This is a genomic window from Micromonospora sp. NPDC050695, from assembly GCF_040654415.1.
Lineage (GTDB): Bacteria > Actinomycetota > Actinomycetes > Mycobacteriales > Micromonosporaceae > Micromonospora.
Window position 1 is genome coordinate 26,517 of record NZ_JBFAHZ010000028.1, and the last position, 17,330, is coordinate 43,846.

14 protein-coding genes are annotated in these 17,330 nt (G+C 72.3%); 9 read left to right on the forward strand and 5 right to left on the reverse strand.

Going from position 1 to position 17,330, the window contains the following annotated elements; genetic code table 11:
* Nucleotide 1 precedes the first annotated feature (1 nt).
* From AB0H52_RS20740 to AB0H52_RS20755, 4 genes are read left to right on the forward strand one after another with little or no spacing between them, the layout of a single operon-like run.
* Nucleotides 2-2,707, forward strand: coding sequence for an FtsX-like permease family protein (locus AB0H52_RS20740; RefSeq protein WP_151490320.1), 2,706 nt, complete (start codon nucleotides 2-4; stop codon nucleotides 2,705-2,707).
* A gap of 1 nt (nucleotide 2,708) precedes the next feature.
* Entirely contained in the window at nucleotides 2,709-5,441 is a 2,733-nt protein-coding gene (locus AB0H52_RS20745) for an FtsX-like permease family protein (RefSeq protein ID WP_357949331.1), read from the forward strand.
* A 1-nt stretch (nucleotide 5,442) separates the two neighbouring features.
* Entirely contained in the window at nucleotides 5,443-6,438 is a 996-nt protein-coding gene (locus tag AB0H52_RS20750) for an ABC transporter ATP-binding protein (protein WP_151490322.1), read from the forward strand.
* Nucleotides 6,439-6,449: 11 nt separating this feature from the next.
* Nucleotides 6,450-7,175 carry an ABC transporter ATP-binding protein gene (locus tag AB0H52_RS20755; protein WP_151490333.1) on the forward strand — a complete coding sequence of 242 codons (726 nt, stop codon included), beginning with the start codon at nucleotides 6,450-6,452 and terminating at the stop codon, nucleotides 7,173-7,175.
* A 195-nt stretch (nucleotides 7,176-7,370) separates the two neighbouring features.
* On the opposite strand, the gene AB0H52_RS20760 is transcribed toward AB0H52_RS20755, so the two are convergent.
* Genes AB0H52_RS20760 through AB0H52_RS20770 form a run of 3 tightly spaced genes read right to left on the reverse strand, consistent with a single transcriptional unit; the run spans nucleotide 7,371 to nucleotide 10,549 of the window.
* The gene (locus AB0H52_RS20760; RefSeq protein ID WP_151490323.1) at nucleotides 7,371-7,823 is read right to left on the reverse strand and encodes a GNAT family N-acetyltransferase; all 453 of its coding nucleotides are present in this window, start codon (nucleotides 7,821-7,823) and stop codon (nucleotides 7,371-7,373) included.
* 22 nt (nucleotides 7,824-7,845) lie between these two features.
* A complete protein-coding gene (locus tag AB0H52_RS20765; protein WP_151490324.1) occupies nucleotides 7,846-9,402 on the reverse strand; it encodes an alpha/beta hydrolase in 1,557 nt (518 codons plus the stop codon).
* A 31-nt stretch (nucleotides 9,403-9,433) separates the two neighbouring features.
* Nucleotides 9,434-10,549, reverse strand: a complete 1,116-nt coding sequence (locus AB0H52_RS20770) for an ATP-dependent DNA ligase (protein WP_357949335.1) — start codon at nucleotides 10,547-10,549, stop codon at nucleotides 9,434-9,436.
* Between the two features lie 135 nt (nucleotides 10,550-10,684).
* Between AB0H52_RS20770 and AB0H52_RS20775 the strand changes: the two genes are divergently transcribed.
* A complete protein-coding gene (locus AB0H52_RS20775; RefSeq protein WP_151490326.1) occupies nucleotides 10,685-10,897 on the forward strand; it encodes a hypothetical protein in 213 nt (70 codons plus the stop codon).
* 26 nt (nucleotides 10,898-10,923) lie between these two features.
* Nucleotides 10,924-11,142, forward strand: coding sequence for a hypothetical protein (locus AB0H52_RS20780; protein ID WP_357949338.1), 219 nt, complete (start codon nucleotides 10,924-10,926; stop codon nucleotides 11,140-11,142).
* Here the strand turns inward: AB0H52_RS20780 and AB0H52_RS20785 are convergent.
* Nucleotides 11,117-11,611 carry a GNAT family N-acetyltransferase gene (locus tag AB0H52_RS20785; protein WP_151490328.1) on the reverse strand — a complete coding sequence of 165 codons (495 nt, stop codon included), beginning with the start codon at nucleotides 11,609-11,611 and terminating at the stop codon, nucleotides 11,117-11,119. The genes AB0H52_RS20780 and AB0H52_RS20785 overlap by 26 nt on opposite strands.
* 96 nt (nucleotides 11,612-11,707) lie before the next feature.
* On the opposite strand from AB0H52_RS20785, the gene AB0H52_RS20790 reads away from it, so the two are divergent.
* Nucleotides 11,708-12,211, forward strand: coding sequence for a DUF1990 domain-containing protein (locus tag AB0H52_RS20790; protein ID WP_357949341.1), 504 nt, complete (start codon nucleotides 11,708-11,710; stop codon nucleotides 12,209-12,211).
* A 14-nt stretch (nucleotides 12,212-12,225) separates the two neighbouring features.
* On the opposite strand, the gene AB0H52_RS20795 is transcribed toward AB0H52_RS20790, so the two are convergent.
* Nucleotides 12,226-13,146, reverse strand: coding sequence for a DNA-3-methyladenine glycosylase (locus AB0H52_RS20795; protein ID WP_151490330.1), 921 nt, complete (start codon nucleotides 13,144-13,146; stop codon nucleotides 12,226-12,228).
* Between the two features lie 481 nt (nucleotides 13,147-13,627).
* Between AB0H52_RS20795 and AB0H52_RS20800 the strand changes: the two genes are divergently transcribed.
* Nucleotides 13,628-15,430 (forward strand): stealth family protein, encoded by a 1,803-nt coding sequence (locus tag AB0H52_RS20800; RefSeq protein ID WP_225854544.1) that lies wholly within the window; start codon nucleotides 13,628-13,630, stop codon nucleotides 15,428-15,430.
* Nucleotides 15,431-15,498: 68 nt separating this feature from the next.
* Entirely contained in the window at nucleotides 15,499-17,271 is a 1,773-nt protein-coding gene (locus tag AB0H52_RS20805) for a stealth family protein (protein ID WP_151490331.1), read from the forward strand.
* Nucleotides 17,272-17,330: the final 59 nt, after the last annotated feature.

Consider the following 17,330-nt stretch of genomic DNA (forward strand, 5'->3'; position numbering starts at 1 on the left):
GATGAGCGTCGGCGCGGCCGTCCGGCGGGTCCGGGCGTACGGCGGGCAGTTTCTGCTCCTGGCGGTGTTGACCCTGGTGGTCACGCTGCTGGTCAGTGGGGTGCCCCGACTGGTCAACCGGTTTGCCGAAGAGGGTTTGCGGGTGCAGCTCAACGGCGAGCCGCCCTTCCGCCGGGATCTCAACTACTCCACCGGGGAGGTAGACACCGCTGCTGGGCCGGTCATGCCCGGCGCGCGGGAACAGTTCGACAGCCTGATCGAGGAGATGCCACCGCGGGTCCGCTCCGCCGCCACCGGACGGTGGTTCACCGTGGACACCACGCCCACCCGGCTGGTCGGCCCCGACCTGAAGGTCCGCAGCCTGCTTGTCGACCTCGGTCTGCGCGCCATGCCCGGCATTCAGCAGGAGAGCACCCTCGTCGAGGGCGCCTGGCCGAACGAGACCTTTGTCGTCGGCCGACCCATCGAGCTGGCTCTCGACGCGGACGTGGCGCGCAGGCTGAACCTGCACGTCGGGAGCCAGCTGAGCATCGGTGAGCCCGCTGCCGGCGGCGTCCTCGTCGATCCGGCACCCATGGTGGTGGTCGGGTTGTTCCGGCCCCTTGACCGCGCGAGCGGCGCCTGGGGCGGGCTGCCGCAGATCCTCCAGATCATCGAACCGGAGGGCGACGGCGAGCCCTACACCGCCGTTGGCGTGGTCGCCCCGGTGATCGTCGACAAGCGGGCCGCCGAAGGTTGGCCGGTACGTATGCAGTGGCGCTACCGGCTCGGCGTGGACCGGATCGACGCGCGCCAGCTCGACCAGACGATCGAGAGCCTGCAGCAGTTGCAGCGCCACGTTCCGCCCGGTCTCACGCTGACCCAGGCCGTCGACATCCCACTGCGCGCGTTCGCCGCCCAGGTGAACTCCGCACGAACCCTGCTCGCGGTGGTCGGGGCAGGCGTCCTGGCCACCCTGGCCGGGCTGATCGTCCTCGCGGCGACCCTGTTCACTCGCCGACGCCGCTCGGAGTTCGCGCTGATCCGGGCCCGTGGCGGCGCGGCCACCGCCGGCGCGCGCCGCAGCCTCGCCGAATCACTGCTGGTGGTGCCGGTCGCGGCGGCGCTGGGCTGGTGGCTGGGCACCCTGTTCCCCGGTGCGCCCGACCCCACCGCGCCGTACGCCGCCGCGGCGACCGTGCTGGTCACCCTCGCGCTGCCGCTGGCGACGCTGGCGGTACAGAGCGTCGGCGCGGCCCGTCGCGACCTGATCCGGGTACGTCCGTCGACACGCCGGCTGACCGTCGAGGTCTTCCTGCTGCTGCTGGCCGGGCTCGGCGCCGTGCTGCTGCGCCAGCGCGGACTCGCCCTCGGCGAGGTCGACCCGCTGCTCGTCTCGGTGCCGGTGCTGCTCGCGGTGGCCGCGGCGGTACTCGCGCTGCGCGCGTACCCCTGGCCGTTGTTGCTCGTCAGTCGGCTCGCCGTGCGGACCCGCGGCAGTGTTGCCTTTCTCGGTATGGCGCGGGCTGGTCGTTCGGCGGTCGCGGCGCCGTTGGTGGTGGTGGTGTTGGCGATCGGGACGGCGGCGTTCAGCGCGGTCGTCGCCGCCGGCGTCGACGCGAGCCGAGGTCGGGCCGCCGAACAGGTCGTCCCCGCCGACGCGCTGATCCGAGGGGAACGCTTCGCCCCGGACACGGTCGACGCGCTGAACGGTCTACCCGGCGTCCAGGCCGCCACGCCGGTGCTGATCGAGCCGGATCAGCGGCTGGCGGCCGACGAGGTCGGCACCGACGCGCAGATCGGCCAGACCACCGTGCTGCTGGTCGATGGTCCCGGTCTGGTCCGGGTGACCGGCGCGTCCGGCGTGGATGTGACGGTGCCGGACGCCGTGCGCACCGCCCGCGCCCAACCCGGCGCGCTGCCCGCGATCGTGTCATCGGCCGTCGCCGCCGACCTGGCGAGGGCGGGCCTGCGGGACTCGGCGTTCGTCGCGGTGCAGGGGCAGCGGTACGAGTTCCGGGTGGCCGGCGCGCAGGACGGTTTCCCGCTGCTGCCGGCGGATACCGACCGGTTCGTCATCCTGCCCTGGCAGGCGCTGCCGCCGCGGGCCACCCAACCGGCGCCGACCAGCCTGCTCGTCGCCGGCGACCAGCTCGACGCGGAGGCGCTGCGGCAGGCCGGTGACCAGGGTCAGCTGCGCTTCCAGCAGCAGGGGGCGGTCACCGGTCAGGCACGGCCACTCGGGGTCACCGTCGACACCCGAGCGGGCGTACGGCACCAGCTCGCCGACGGCGGCGCGAACGGTGTCCTCGTGTTCGGGTTCGTGGGCGGTGCGGCCGGCGGCACGGTCCTTGGTCTGCTGGCCATCGCGTTCACTGTGTTGGCTGGTGCGCGGGCTCGGGGTCAGGTGCTGTCCCGGTTGCGCACTCTTGGGTTGTCCCGTCGGCAGTGGCGGGGGTTGCTGGTGGTTGAGCTGACTCCGCTGGTCGGGGTGTCGGTGCTGACCGGGGCGCTGGTCGGCGCGGTGTTGCCGCTGGTGCTCAATCCGGTGCTCGGTCTGACCGCGTTCACGGGCGGAGTGCCGGTCCGGGTGGAGTTCGAACCCGGCCTGGTTGTCGCGGTGGTCGCGCTCGGGGCGATCGCCCTTGGCTTCGCGATTGCCGTCGAGGCTGTGAACAACCGCCGGTTGCGCCTCGGTGAGGTGCTCCGGCTCGGAGAGGAGAGCTGAGATGACCGCGACCGCCGTCCGGCGGGTTCGGGCATATGGCGGGCAGTTTCTGCTCCTGGCGGTGCTGACCCTGGTGGTGATGCTGCTGATCAGCGGGGTGCCCCGGCTGGTCAATCGGTTCACCGAGCAGGGCCTGCGGGGGCAACTCGCCAGCGAGTTGGCCGCCCGGCGGGACATGAGCTACACGACCGGGTTCATGAATCTGCCTGCGACCTCCGTGGCATCGACGAATCAGGCTCGGTTGCCCGTGCTCGAGTCGCAGCTGCCCGCCCAGCTGCGAGGGCTGGTCGACGAGCGGTGGTACAGCGCGGAAACCTCGCCGGGCCGGGTGACCGGTCCCGATCTGGCGGCTCGCTACCTGAAGGTCGACCTTGGTTTCCGTGTGGTGCCCGGCGTGCGGGACGCCGCCGCCCTCATCGAGGGCGGATGGCCTAACGAGACGTACATCCCCGGCCGGCCGACCGAGGTGGCCCTCGACGTCGATGTGGCCCGGAAACTGAATCTGCGCCGGGGCAGTGTGCTGCGGCTGCGATGGTCCGATGCCCCTCGCCGGCCCCGGTACCCTGCTGGTACGTCGTTCGACCTGGTCGTGGTCGGCTTGTTCCGTCCCCACGACCCTACGGACGGAATGTGGGACGGCCTACCGCAGCTGTTACAGGTCACCGATCCGGACACCAGGAGTCCATTCGTCGCCATCGGCGTGACCGGCCCGGCAGCCCTGGACAAGCTGGTCGCGGCGGGCTGGCCGGTCCAGTTTGGCTGGCGGTATCGGCTGGGCGTTGACCAGATCGATGTGCGCTATCTCGATCAGGTGATCGGGGGCCTCGACGAAGCGCAGCGTGGTGTCCCGGCGGGCCTGACGCTGACGACGGGCGTGGATGGTGCGTTGCGGGCGTTCGCCGCTCAGGTCAATGCGGCGCGGACGTTGTTGGCCGTGATCGGGTCGGGCGTGTTGGCGACCTTGGCCGGGTTGATCGGGATGGCGGCGATGCTCGCGGTGCGGCGGCGTCGTTCGGAGTTCGCGTTGTTGCGCGCTCGGGGTGGTGCGGCCACCGCTGGCGCCACCCGCACCTTGGCCGAGTCACTGCTGGTGGTGCCGGCTGCTGCGGTGTTCGGTTGGTGGCTTGGCACCCTGTTTCCCGGTGCCCCGGATCCGGTTGCTTCGTACGGCGTCGTGGTGACGGTGGTGGTGACGTTGGCGTTGCCGGTGGCGACGTTGGCTGTGCCGGTCGACGGTGCGGCGCGCCGCGACCTGGCGCGGATGCGGCCGTCGGCGCGTCGGCTCACGGTCGAGGTGTCGCTGGTGCTGTTGGCTGTTCTCGGTGTGGTGTTGTTGCGTCGGCGGGGTCTCATCCTCGGGAAAGTGGATCCGTTGTTGGTGTCGGTGCCGGTGTTGTTCGCGGTCGCCGCGGCGGTGTTGGCGTTGCGGGTGTATCCATGGCCGTTGCTGGTGGTGAGTCGGTTGGCGGCGCGGATGCGGGGCAGTGTCGCTTTCCTCGGGACTGCGCGGGCTGGCCGGTCGGCGGTCGCCGCACCGCTGGTCGTGGTGGTCCTGGCGATCGGGACGGCGGTGTTCTGTGCGGTCGTCGCTGGTGGGGTTGGTGCGAGTCGGGACCGGGCTGCCGAGGTCGCGGTTCCGGCGGATGCGGTGATCCGGGGTGGGCCGTTCGCGCCGGAGAAGGAGCGCTTCGCGCCGGACACGGTGGATGCGGTGGGTGGTCTGCCTGGCGTTCGGGCGGTCACTGCGGTGTTGGCCGAGTCGGAACAGCAGTTGGCCGCTGACGAGTTCGGCACTGATCTGCGGGCTGGGCAGGCGGCGGTGCTGCTGGTTGACGGTCCGGGGTTGGCTGCGGTGACCGAGGAGTCGCAGGCGAACCTACCGGTGCCGGCTGTGTTGGGTTCGGCTCAGGCCGGTCCGGGGCCGTTGCCGGCGATTGTTTCCCCGGCGGTCGCTGCCGACCTGGCCCGGGTGGGGGTGGGCCGTTCGGCTTTCGTCTTGGTGCAGGGCGAACGGTACGAGTTTCGGGTGGCCGGCACGGTGGACAATTTCCCGATGTTGCCGGCGAACGACGGTCGGTTCGTGATCCTGCCCTGGCAGGCGCTGCCGCAGCGGAACACCACGCCGGTGCCGACGGGTCTGCTGGTGGCCGGGGACGGGCTGGATCCAAAGGCGTTGCGCAAGGTCGGTGATGAGGGGCAGCGCCGGTTCCAACACAGCGGTGCGGTGAAGGGGCCGGATCGGCCGATCGGGACGTTGGTGGAAACCCGGGCGGGTGTTCGGCGTGGGCTGGGCGAGGGCGGCGCGAACGGCATCCTCGGGTTCGGTTTCCTGGGCGGTGCGGCTGGCGGCATCGCGTTCGGACTGCTGGCCATCGCGTTCACCGTTCTGGCCGGCGCGCGAGCCCGGGGTCAGGTGCTGTCCCGGCTGCGCACCCTCGGCCTGTCCCGCCGCCAGTGGCGGGGGCTGCTGCTGGTCGAGTTGACCCCGCTGGTCGCGGTGTCGGTGCTGACCGGCGCGGTGGTCGGTGCGGTTCTTCCGTTGCTGCTCAACCCGGTGCTCGGCCTGTCCGCGTTCACCGGCGGCACACCGGTTCGGGTGGCGTTCGAGCCCGGCCTGGTCGCCGCGGTGGTCGCGCTCGGGGCGATCGCCCTCGGCTTCGCGATTGTCGTTGAGGCCCTGAACAACCGCCGGTTGCGCCTCGGTGAGGTGCTCCGGCTCGGAGAGGAGAACTGAGATGACCGCGACCGCCCAGAGTGAACTGGTGCCCGATCTGGCCGCGCTGCAACAGCGGGCCGCGCAACGCGCCGCCGAGCGGGCCGGCGGGCAGGACCGGTTGCGCGGACACATCGTCTGCGACGGCCTAGTGCGCATCTTCAAGACCGAGGGGGTGGAGGTCGTCGCCCTGCAGGGGCTCGACCTGGTCATCGACCGGGGGGAACTGGTGGCGATCGTCGGCGCCTCCGGCTCGGGCAAGTCGACCCTGCTCAACATCCTGTCCGGCCTGGACACGCCGACCGCCGGCATCGCCCGGGTAGCCGACTACGACCTGCTCTCGCTGTCCGGGAAGCGGCGGTTGAGCTACCGGCGGCAGCTGGTCGGGTTCGTCTGGCAGCAGACCGGCCGCAACCTGCTGCCGTACCTCACCGCGCTGGAGAACGTCGAGCTGCCGATGCAGCTCGCGGGCAGGCTTGGCCGCAAGGCCCGTCGCGAGCGGGCCCGGGAACTGCTCGACATGGTCGGCGTGGGCTACTGCGCGGACCGGCGGCCGGGGCAGCTCAGCGGCGGCGAGCAGCAGCGGTGCGCGGTGGCCGTGGCGGTTGCCAACGATCCGGAGGTGCTCTTCGCCGATGAGCCGACCGGCGAACTGGACGAGGCGACCGGCGCGGCCGTCTTCGCGGCGCTGCGCACCATCAACGCCGAGCTGGGCGTGACGATCGTCGTCGTCACCCACGACCACGCCGTGGCCACGCAGGTCCGCCGGACCGTCGCGATCCGCGACGGGCGGACCGCCTCCGAGGTACGACGGACCGCGCGGGTCGGTGCGGACGGCAACACCGAACTGGTCAGCGAGGAGTACGCCGTGCTGGACCGCAACGGGCGGATGCAGCTGCCGGCCGCGTTCGTTGACGCGCTGTCGCTGAAGGAGCGGGTCCGGCTCGATCTGGAGCCCGACCATGTGCAGGTACGGCCCGGTTACCGGGCCGCGGACGAGCAGGAGGCAAGAGCGTGAGCCGTCGGGACATGGTGGTGACCGGAGCGACCGGAATCAACGGTGGGTCGGTGCCGACCACGGACGAGGTGGTGCGGGTCAGCGCCGTCAGCCGGAGCTTCGGCCGGGGCGCGCACGCGGTGCACGCGGTGCGGGATGTCTCGTTCAGCGCCAACCGTGGTGAACTTGTCGCCGTGCGGGGCCGTTCCGGTGCCGGCAAGACCACCCTGCTGAACATGGTCGGCGGGCTCGACCGGCCGGACAGCGGTCAGGTGGTGGTGGCCGGGCACGAGGTGACCTCGGCCGGTGAGGCGGAGCTGCTGCGGCTGCGCCGGGGCACCGTCGGATTCGTGTTCCAGACCTTCGGGCTGGTGCCGATTCTCTCCGCCGCCGAGAACGTGGGTGTGCCGTTGCGGCTGGCGCAGGTGCCGGCCGCGGAGCGGGAGCAGCGCGTGGCCGTGCTGCTGGAGTTGGTCGGCCTGGGCGGGCACGCGGCCCAGCGCCCGTACGAGCTGTCCGGCGGGCAGCAGCAGCGGGTGGCGGTGGCCCGCGCGCTCGCCAACGAACCGGACCTGCTCATCGCCGACGAGCCCACCGGTCAGCTCGACTCGGAGACCGGTCGGTCGATCATGGATCTGCTGCGCGCGGTGGTGCACGCCCGCGGCATGACGGCTCTGGTGGCCACGCACGACCCGGCCCTGATCGACCTCGCCGACCGGGTGCTCGTCCTGCGCGACGGGCGCCTGGTCGACGGCTGACGGGGGGCCGCGCCGCGCGTGTCGCCTCCGTGCGTGTCGCCTCCGTGCGTGTCCGGTGGCGGGCGAGGTGGTGGTCCGCGCTCCCTTTGGAGTTGATGCCGTAGCCGAATCACCGCCCCCGATTCGTTTACGGCATCAACTCCAAAGCGTCCGCGCCGCGGTGGGTGGAGCCCTGACGTCAGTGCCGGGCCCGGGTCAGAGCGCGAGCTTCATGCCCTCGTGGCTGGCCACGAAGCCGAGACCCAGATAGAAGCGGTGCGCGTCCGCGCGGCGCTTGTCCGTGGTGAGCTGCACCAGGGCACAGCCACTCTCGCGGGCCCGGTCGATGGCCCAGGTCATCAACTCCCGGCCCAGACCCGCGCCACGCCGGTCCGCGCGGACCCGCACCGACTCGATCAGGGACCGCTCGGCGCCGTGCCGGCCGAGCCCCGGAATGTAGGTGATCTGGAGGCATCCGACGACGTCGCCGCCCTGCTCGGCGACGATCAGCTGGTTACGTGGGTCCGCGCTGATGTCGGCGAACGCCCGCTCGTACGCCTCGTCCACCTCGGTGAAATCGCGGGCCTTGCCCAGGACGTCGTCGGCGAGAAGGGCGATGACGGCGGGCAGGTCGGCCCGAACCGCCTCCCGGCAGATCACGTCGGTCATGCCGGTCAGCCTGGCACACCGGTCATCTGGCCGGGCAGCGCAGGCCCTCCCGGGGCACGGTGAGGTCGAGCAGGTACGCGTCGACCGCGTCGGTGACGCAGGAGGTCTGCGGGTAGGCGGTGTGCCCCTCGCCCTCCCAGGTGAGCACCCGGCCAACGCCGAGCATCGAGGCGAGGCGGCCGGTCTGCTCGTACGGCGTCGCCGGGTCGCCGGTGGTGCCGACCACCACGATCGGCGGCGCGCCGCCGGCCCGGCCGGTCGGGTACGGGTCCCGTCCACCCGGCCACTCGACGCAGCTCAACATGCCGACCGCGAGCGCCGGACCGAACAGCGGATACTTCGTGCGCCACTGGGACTGCAACTGGCGGATCTGCTCCCGGCTCGGCTTCTCCGTCTCGTCGGCGCAGTTGATGGCCAGGTTGGCGTCGAACAGGTTCGAGTAGTGCCCGTCGGACTCCCGGCCGGCGTACGAGTCGGCGAGCCGGAACACGTCCTTCGGATCACCCTCGGCCAGCCGGTCGATCGCCTGGGCCAACTCCTGCCAGCCGGACTCGGTGTAGAGCGACGAGATGACCGCGTAGAAGACCCAGCCGGCGGTGGCCTCCCGACCGTCGGCACCGCGTACCGGTGAGACCTTGGCCTTGTCGATGGCGGAGGTGACCGCGGCGCGTGCGTCCGGGGCGATCGGGCAGCGGCCGGCGTTCGCCGTGCACCAGCGGGCGAAGTTGTCGAAGGCCCGCTCGAAGCCCCGGGCCTGGCTCTCCGACCCGGCCACCAGCCGCTGCTGCGGGTCGACCGCGCCGTCGAGCACCAACGCCCGCACCCGCTGCGGGTAGAGCTGGGCGTAGATGGCGCCCAGCAGGGTCCCGTACGAGTAACCCAGGTAGGTCAACTTGTCGTCACCCACCGCCGCCCGCACGGCGTCCATGTCGCGGGCGGCCTGCTCGCTGCCGTACAGCGGCAACTGGTCGCCGTACCGGTCGCCGCAGCCACGCCCGATCCGCTGGCTCAGGCCGACGAAGCCGTCGAACGCCGCCTGGCTGGCCGGATCAGGGTCGTAGCCGAAGCTGGTGTCCAGGTCGGCGTCCGAGATGCACTTGACCGGGCTGGACCGGGACACCCCGCGCGGGTCGAAGCCGACGATGTCGAAACGCTCGGTGACCGAGCTGGGCAGCCCACCGAACTGGGTCCCAAAGGACAGGTAGACGGCGGTGTCGACGCCGGAGCCGCCGGGGCCGCCCGGGTTGACCACCAGCGAGCCGATCCGGTCGCGCTGCTTGGTGGACCGGGCCCGCAGCAGGGCGATCTCGAAGGTCTGCCCGGCACCCGGGCCGGCGGTCGCCCCGCCACCGGTGCCCCAGTCGCGGGGCACCGCGATCCGGGCACACTCGTACCGCATGTCCGGTGCGCCCCGCCCGACCAGATCCTCGGCGACCTCCGGGCAGGCCCGCCACGTCGGCGCGCTGCCGGTCGGCGCAGCCGCACCCTCCACGTCGGTGCGTGGCGCGAACGCCGGCAGGGTGCAGCCGGCGGTGAGCAGCGCCGCGACGGTGAGGGCGGCCAGACGGCGACGGATCACGTGGTCCTCCGGGGTCGAGTCGACGGCCAGGCTACGCCGAGCCGGTGGCGGCCCGGTCCACGGTGGCCGCCGGATCGCCGCGCAGCACCTGATCCACGTCGAAGCGGATCGGGCGGTCAAGCTGGTCGTAGCGGCACGAGCGGGGATCGCGGTCCGGCCGCCACCGGACGAACTGGGCGGTGTGCCGGAACCGTTCGCCCTCCATCGCGTCGTAGCCGACCTCGACCACCAGCTCCGGGCGCACCGGCTCCCATTCCAGGTTCTTCGTGCCGGTCCACCGGCTGACCCCGCCCGGAATGCGCTGGCCGCGCTCGTGGTCGCCGTGCACCCACGGGTGCTCGCCGCCGGTGTCCCGGTAGGGGGACAACTCGTCGAGCAACTCGGCGCGGCGGGCCATGCTGAACGACGCGCTCACCCCCACGTGGTGCAGCACCCCGGCGTCGTCGTACAGGCCGAGCAGCAGCGAGCCGACCACCGGACCGGACTTGTGCCAGCGGAAACCCGCGACCACGACGTCGGCGGTGCGGGCGTGCTTGACCTTGAACATCAGCCGCTTGCCCGGCTCGTACGGCAGATCGGCCGGCTTGACGATCAAGCCGTCCAGGCCGGCGCCCTCGAAGACGTCGAACCAGCGGCGCGCGGTCTCGGCATCGGTGGTGACCTGGGTGACGTGCACCGGCGGGCGCACCCCGGCCAGGGCCTCGACCAGACGCTCCCGGCGGCGGGGGTACGGCTGGTCGAGCAGCGCCTCGTCGCCGATGGCCAGCAGGTCGAACGCGACGAAGTCGGCCGGGGTGGTCTCGGCCAGCATCGTCACCCGGGACGCCGCCGGGTGGATGCGCTGGGCCAGCAGCTCGAAATCGAGCCGGGGCTGGCCGTCCGGGCCATCCCGTCGGATCACGATCAACTCGCCGTCGACCGCGCACCGCTCCGGCAACTGCCGCAGCGCCTGCTCGACCACCTCGGGGAAGTATCGGGTCATCGACTTGCCGCCCCGGCTGGCCAGCTCGACCTCGTCGCCGTCGCGGAACACGATGCACCGGAACCCGTCCCACTTGGGCTCATAGGTCACCCCGGGCGTGGTGGGCAGCTTGGCGACGCTCTTGGCCAGCATCGGCTCGACCGGTGGGTTGATCGGCAGGTCCACGCCGACCAGTCAACCAGACGGCACCGACAGTCGTGAGGCAGATCACCGTGGGTGCGGGGGCGTCGTGTCCGCCCGCGTGCCGCTCGTCCCCGCCGGGCGAATCGAATAACCGCAGGTCAGAGCTACTTTCGCGAGGTGTCCGAGTGGGTTTGTGACTGCTGCGGGCGGTGGCGGGTGAGCGTCGAGCTGATCCGGGGCCGCTACCGCTACCGGCTGACCCGCCGTTACCCCGAGCGGTTCGGCGGTGGCCGCAACGTGCTCGGTGAGGTCGGTTCGGTGCCGGAGCTGGAGGAGCTGCTGCGTCGGCGTACCCCGCTCAGCCTGGCCGACCTGCACGAGGCCGCCTGACCCACGTCCACTCAGGAGCTTCGACGGTGGCGGTGTTGAACGCCGGTGTCACAGAGACCCCCGGCGTGCGGACCACGGCGGAGCACCGGCTGCTGCCGCTGCCCGATGGACGGACCCGCGTCGAGCTGGCGATGACCCAGTCCGGGCCGTTGGCCGGGCCGATCGGTTGGCTGTACGGCGAACTGTTCCGCCGCTACCTGCGGATGGAGGCCGACGGGCTCAGACGTCGGTGCGAGCAGGGCTGACCGCAGGCTTCTCCAGCACGGCCAACCGGATGCCGTTCGGGTCCGGCCGGTACGCCACGATCCGGTAGCCGTGCCGCTCGTACAGCCGCAGGTTCGGCGCGCTGCCCGCCCCCGTGAACAGGGTGAACCGGGCGGCCCGGCCGACGCAGGCCGCCTCGATCGCGGCGAGCAGTCGACCCCCGACGCCCCGCCCCTGCTGGTCCGGTGCGACCGAGAGGCGACCGACGCGCGCGGTGTCCCCGTCCAGTTCGGCCCGTACCGAGCCGACCAGACGGTGACCCAACCGAGCGGCGAGCACGATGGTCGGGCCGGCCAACGCCGCCACCACCTCGGCCAGCGTCTCGGTCAACGGCGGCAGGAACGGATCGGTGTAGTTCTGCGCCTCGGTCAGGTACGCGGCGCGCTGCACGGTGAGGATCTCGCCGGCGTCCGCGACACCGGCCGGGACGATGCTCGCCTCGACGCTCATCGAGGCAGCACACCACAGCCGCCCACCGCATCCGCGGGCGGGCCGTTCGCGCCGGCCGTACCCTGGCCGGTGTCCGCACGACGGCGAGGGGGAGCGGTGGCCGAGCTGACGTACCCGGAAGTGGGGTCGACCCGGCATGGTCCGCTGCCCGCCGGTTACCACCACCTGCGCCACCGGTACCCGCTGCCGGCCGGCTGCTTCGAGACCGCGGCGGAGGCGCTGCTGAGCTGGCGGCTGCACCGCGCCGCCGGCGTCCGGATCCGCACCGATGCCCCGCGCGCCACCGCGGGGGTGCTGGTGGCGTCCGGCCTCGGTGTCGGCCCGGCCCGCGTCTGGGGGCCGTGTCGGGTGGTCTGGAGCGAGGATTCACCCGTGCTCGCCGGCTTCGGCTACGGCACCCTGCCCGGGCACCCGGAGCGGGGCGAGGAGGCGTTCGAGGTTGGCCGCGACGACGCCGGCGCGGTCTGGTTCGAGGTACGCGCGTTCAGCCGTCCGGACCGCTGGTTAACCCGCGCCGGAGGCCCGGCGGTCCGGGCCGTGCAGCACGGGTACGCGTGGTGGCTCGGTCGCACCCTGCGTCGGCTCTGCGCCGGCCGCTGACCGCGCCGCCCGGGTCAGAAGCGGGCGAACGAGCGGATCGGGGCGCGCGGGCCGTACTTCGGCGCCTGGATGCCGGCGGCGGCCAGCAGCAGGCACACCCGGCCCCGGTGACCCCGGAACGGCTCCAGCAGGGCCACCATCCGGGCGTCGTCGCCCCTCGGTTCGCCGGCGAGTGCCCAGGCCACCGTGTTCGGGATGTGATAGTCGCCGACGCTGACCGCGTCCGGATCCCCGTACGCGATCCGGACCACCTCGGCGGCCGTCCACGGGCCGATGCCGGGGATGGCGGTCAGCCGGCGGGTGGCCTCGGTGGCGTCGGCGCAGCGCTCCAGGCGGTCGGCGAGCGCCGCGGCGCGACGGAGCGTGTCGGCTCGCCGCTGCTCCACCCCGAACGGGTGGAACACCCAGTACGGGGTCGCGGCCACCGCTGCGGCCTCGGGCGGCAGCAGCAGCGGCTGAAGCGGGCCGGGCGCCGGCTCGCGGAAGTGCCGCACGGTCGCCGCGTACGCCCGGTAGGCCTCCTTGCCGGTGACCTTCTGCTCGAAGACCGCGCGCAGCAGTCGGGGGAAGACCTGCCCGGTGGCGGGCATCCGTAGCCCCCGGTGCTCCCGGGCCAGCCGGGCGACCAGCGGGTGCGCCGCGGCCAGCTCGGTGAAGCCGGTCAGATCGTCGCGCAGCCCCGCGATCGCGTCGGCGCGGGCGAGGACGTGCTCGGCGCCGGGCCCGTAGCCCTCCGCGAGCAGCTCACCGCCGGCCGGCCGCAGAGCCAGGGTGGCCGGCCCGTCCGGGGTACGGGTCGCCCACCAGAACGTGCCGGCGGCGATGCGCGCGCACGGGTCGTACGGGCTGAAGGTCAGGGCGCGGACCGACGCGACCAGCCGGTACCCGACCGGCGGGTGCAGCACCCGGGTCGCGGCGGGCTCGGTCTCGGTCACCCCGCCACTCTGCCAGGTCGGGGCGTGGCGGCGGTGACCGCCGTACCGGGTCGGTCACCGGTTGGGGCAGATCAGCCAGCTGCACCGGTGTGGTCGTACCACCTGAACGGCCAGGATTCTTACCGAAAATCGGTGCACAACATCTTTATGCGACTTTCCCCTGTAGGCCAGCTGTCGCTCATGTGGTTGTTTGATTGCCCGCAGGTAAACGCACTGCTTCGGGCGCACCTGCGGCGGCCACCACTCCCGCTGTGCGGGAGAGTGCGCCGGCCCGGGGATCTGGCCCACCACCACCGCCGCACAGCGTGTGGTCGGCTCGCCAGATCGTCGCGCGGTGCCCACGGGGGATGGCGAAAGGCATGCAGTGATGGCTCCACCGGTGTGTGTCACGTCCGCGCGCGTGGGGTTCCACGACGCCGTTCACCAGCAGCGCTGAGGTGGCCGCCGACGAGCGGGCCGTCCCGAGCGGACGGCCCGGCGCGTGATCGCCCTGAAGGTCTACCGACTGCTGCCCCCACCCGCACGACGGCGTCTGCTGGGTCTGCTGCCCGCGCACCGCCGCATCGGCCTGGTGCAGACGTTGTCCCGCCCGCGTGGCGGCGACACCGTGCACCCGTTGGGCGCCCGGGTGACCGTGCCCGACGGTGGCGTCCGAACCCAGGCCGAGGTGGTCGCCAGCGCCACGCCGTTGCAGCTGTGGCACCGCAACCTCGCCGCGGTCACCGCCGCCCTGGAGACGGCCGGCATCGACTACCACTGCCTGCGCAACGACGACTACCTGCGCAGCACCGTCGCCGTCCTCGACGACCAGCGGCCGGCGGTGCTGCGCCGCCTGGTCCGGTCCGCGCCGACGCTGTCCGGCGCGCACGTCCGGGTGGTCACCGTCCAGCCCGGCCGGAATCAGCCGGACGCGGCCCCGGCCGAGGTGTTCCAGATCTGGTTTCCGGTGACCGACGCGAAGGCAGGCGTCGTTCTCGGCGCGCAGTTCGCCTGCGAGATCGAATTCTGGACCCGGCACGGCGACGTGGTGCGCGCACCCCGGCACAACGCGGTGATCGACGAGGCGCCTGCCGAGGCGGAGAAGGTCCGGGTCGCCGCGGCCCTCATCAGCCACTTCGTTCCCGAGGCGGACGACCACACCTACCGCACCCGCCGAGATCTGACGGTCCGGGCCCCGGACCGGGTCGGCTTCCCGATCGACGCCGTCTACACCTGGGTGGACGGGTCCGACCCGGAGTGGCTGAAGCGCAAGATGGCCGCGCTCGGCACGCCCGACGGCCCGCTGCACGCGGTGGCGGCGAACACGTCGCGCTACCACAACCGGGACGAGCTGCGGTATTCGATGCGTTCGCTGCACAGCTTCGCGCCGTGGCTACGCCGGATCTTCCTGGTCACCGACAGTCAGCTGCCGAGCTGGCTGGATCCGCACCACCCGATGGTCACCGTCGTCACGCACTCCGAACTCTTCGCCGACCTCGGCGGCCGTTCCTCGTTCAACTCCCACGCCATCGAGTCCCGGTTGCACCGCATCGACGGCCTGGCCGAACACTTCCTCTACCTCAACGACGACGTCTTCCTGGGCCGTCCGCTGCTGCCGACGCACTTCTTCCACGCCAACGGGATCGCCAAGTTCTTCCTCTCCCCGGCGCAGTTCGGGCTGGGCGAGGCGAAGCCTGACGACCCACCGGTGAACGCCGCCGGCAAGAACAACCGCCGGCACATCCAGCGGCAGTTCGGCGTCACCATCACCCAGAAGATGAAGCACACGCCGTTCGCGCTGCGGCGCAGCATCATGCAGCAGATCGAGGGCAAGCTGCCCGCAGACGTGCTGGCCACGGCCCAGCACCGCTTCCGCCACCAGGGCGACCTCTCCATTCCGTCCTCACTGCACCAGTACTGGGCGTACCTGACCGGCCAGGCGGTTCCGGCCGACATCGAGTACGAGTACGCGGACCTCGGCCACCCCTCGACGCCCGCCCGCCTCGCGGAGCTGCTGGCCCGCCGGCACCGCGACGTGTTCTGCCTCAACGACACCGACTCGGACTCCCGGGCGTTCGAGGAGCAGGAGAAGATGCTGGCCGGTTTCCTACCGCGCTACCTGCCCTTCCCGGCGCCCTTCGAGCTGCCCGACGACGTGGTGGCCGAGCGTCGGCGGTTGGGCGCCACCGCCCTGTGGCGCACCTCCTTCCGGCCGGTGCCGGGAGCCCGTCGGGCCGCTCCCGTCGACGCCCCGACCCTGCCGAACAACAGGTTCAACAGGGCCACCGGCCGCACGCCGCCATGATGAGGCCGACGGCTGACCGGCCGCGTCTCTGAGCCCGTCTTCCCGCAACCATCCCCAGTGGAGCCCAGTTGGTACGCCCCGCACCCGAACCGTCCTCGTCGGAACCACCCTCGGCGCTCGCCGAGCCGTCGGGGCTCGTCGACGTCTACCGTCGGGTGCTGAGCGCGCAGACCCGTCGTGCCATCGCGACCAAGGTGAGCCCGCGAGCGCGCCACCAGCTGAAGCAGTGGGTCGCGCGGGCTTCCCGGGACGCCCAGGGGGCGGGGCGTCGGGGTGAGCGGCTGGCCCGGCGGCAACCCGAACTGCTCGCCGGCGGTGACCGGGCCGTGGTGACGGCCGACCGCGGAGCACGAATTGCCCACGTCGACGCGGCCGTAACCCCGCTGCGGGCTCGCGCGGCGAACCTCGCGGCCGTCACGGCGGCACTGGACGAGGCCGGCGTGGAGCACTTCCGCGTCCGCGGGCGCTCACACCGTACGTCCGTGGTGGCCGTCGACGCGGCCGACCGCCCCCGGGTGTACGCCGCCCTCGCGGCGGCCTGCGCCCGGGTGCCCGGCTACGTCTGCGTACCCCGCCGCGACCGCGAGGCGCCACCCGCGGCCGGGTTCGAGCCCAGGACCTGGGACCGGCTCACCGACGCCCGGGTGGTCCGACTCACCTGGTACCGGACGGACCCCCGACACCGTCTGGTGCTGGGGCTGGAGTACGGCTGTGACGTCGAGTTCTGGACGCGCCAGGGCGACACACTCGTCGCCCCGCGCCGTAACCCGGTGGCGGAGCAGGTGCGGACGTCCTCGCCCGTTGTCCTGGTGCCCGAGTCGACGTTCACCGCGCTGGTGCCGCCCACCGGCAGCGCGACGGTGCGCAGCCGGCCGGAGTTCGCCGGGAGGCGCCCCGAGGACGTGGCCTTCCCCATCGACGTCGTCTACACGTGGGTGGACGGCACGGACCCGGACTGGTTGCGCCGACGCGCCGCGGTGACCGGCGTCCCGTACCACGCCGAGGCGGCGAGCCCGGCGCGGTTCCTCAGCCGCGACGAGCTGCGCTACTCACTGCGATCGGTGCACCTGTTCGCGCCCTGGGTCCGCCACATCTACCTGGTGACCGACGACCAGGTGCCACCCTGGTTGGAGCCGTCCGCGCCCGGGATCCGCGTGGTCAGCCATCGGGAGATCTTCACGGACCCGTCGGTCCTGCCGACCTACAACTCGCACGCGATCGAGAGTCAACTGCACCACATCGACGGGCTCTCCGAGCACTTCCTCTACTTCAACGACGACGTCTTCCTCGGCACCGAGGTGCTGCCGCAGGACTTCTTTCTTGCCAACGGCATCTCCCGGTTCTTCCCTTCGCCGGCGCTGGTGCCGCCGGGCGCCCCGAGCGCCGACGACATCCCGTCGTCGGCTGCCGGTAAGAACAACCGGGCCCTCATCGCCGACCGCTTCGGCACCGTGCTCAACCAGAAGATGAAGCACATGCCGCACGCGCTGCGGCGCAGCGTCCTGCACGAGATCGAGCAGGAGTTCCCGCTGCCGCACCACGCGACCGCCGCCAACCGGTTCCGCGGCATGACGGACATCTCGATCGCCTCATCGTTGCACCACTACTACGCCTTCCAGACCGGCCGGGCCGTACTCGGCGAGTTGGAGTACGCGATCGCCGAGCTGTCCCACCCCGACACTCCCGCGCGCCTTGCACACCTGCTGGCCCGCCGGGACCGGCACGTCTTCTGCCTGAACGACGCGTTCTCCTCCGAGGCTGATCTGGCCGCCCAGGTCGCGCTCCTCACGCCCTTCCTGGACACCTACTTCCCGGTGCCCAGCCCATGGGAGAAGAGCTGACATGAGCACCGTTTCCCGTCACACTCCACCCCGCGGAGCCCGTCGTCGTCACTCCGCCC

What these genes read in the sequence shown, in the direction of transcription:
- AB0H52_RS20740 (WP_151490320.1), top strand. Translation starts at nt 2, where the DNA reads ATGAGCGTCGGCGCGGCCGTCCGGCGGGTCCGGGCGTACGGCGGGCAG.
- AB0H52_RS20745 (WP_357949331.1), top strand. Translation starts at nt 2,709, where the DNA reads ATGACCGCGACCGCCGTCCGGCGGGTTCGGGCATATGGCGGGCAGTTT.
- AB0H52_RS20750 (WP_151490322.1), top strand. Translation starts at nt 5,443, where the DNA reads ATGACCGCGACCGCCCAGAGTGAACTGGTGCCCGATCTGGCCGCGCTG.
- AB0H52_RS20755 (WP_151490333.1), top strand. Translation starts at nt 6,450, where the DNA reads ATGGTGGTGACCGGAGCGACCGGAATCAACGGTGGGTCGGTGCCGACC.
- AB0H52_RS20760 (WP_151490323.1), bottom strand. Translation starts at nt 7,823, where the DNA reads ATGACCGACGTGATCTGCCGGGAGGCGGTTCGGGCCGACCTGCCCGCC.
- AB0H52_RS20785 (WP_151490328.1), bottom strand. Translation starts at nt 11,611, where the DNA reads ATGAGCGTCGAGGCGAGCATCGTCCCGGCCGGTGTCGCGGACGCCGGC.